The 410-nt window shown below is 67.1% G+C and carries 1 protein-coding gene; it reads right to left on the bottom strand.

Translation table 11 applies throughout. The features are described from left to right. Positions 1 to 409: SAF domain-containing protein (locus tag NE591_RS12835; protein WP_256156812.1), on the bottom strand; the 409-nt coding region annotated here is incomplete at its 3' end. Position 410 lies beyond the last annotated feature (1 nt).

Below are 410 nucleotides of genomic sequence, written 5' to 3'. Positions count from 1 at the left end.
CCGAACCGCCCACGGCCTGCACGGGCCGCGCCGGCACGCTGATGGCGGCCATGCCCGCCGGCACCGCCAGTTCGGAGTCGGACATCTCGGTGCGCCGGGAGCAGAGGACTTCTCCCTTGAGGACGTTCGAACCCAGACGTTTACCGATGATTTGGGAGGAATCAGTCACGGCAGTGTCGGGCAGAAGATCGGCCACCCACATCTTCATGACGACGGCCGAGGCGTCCACCACCTCGCCCGCCGCCAAGTCGCGCTTGGCCACGCACACTTCCACCTGATCGCCCCCATAGCGCTCAAGCGCCTCGGCTCGGGCCGCGTCCACCTCCCCGCGCACGCTGGCCAAGTAGAGGGCCACACACAACGCGCAGCACAGCCCGCAGGCCAGAGCACCCCATTTCGTCTTGTTGATT

The sequence above is a fragment of the Adlercreutzia sp. DFI.6.23 genome (genome assembly GCF_024462535.1).
Classification (GTDB): Bacteria; Actinomycetota; Coriobacteriia; order Coriobacteriales; family Eggerthellaceae; genus Adlercreutzia; species Adlercreutzia rubneri.
Note: the sequence above shows the minus strand (reverse complement) of the source record. Positions and strands in the feature narration are given on the sequence as shown.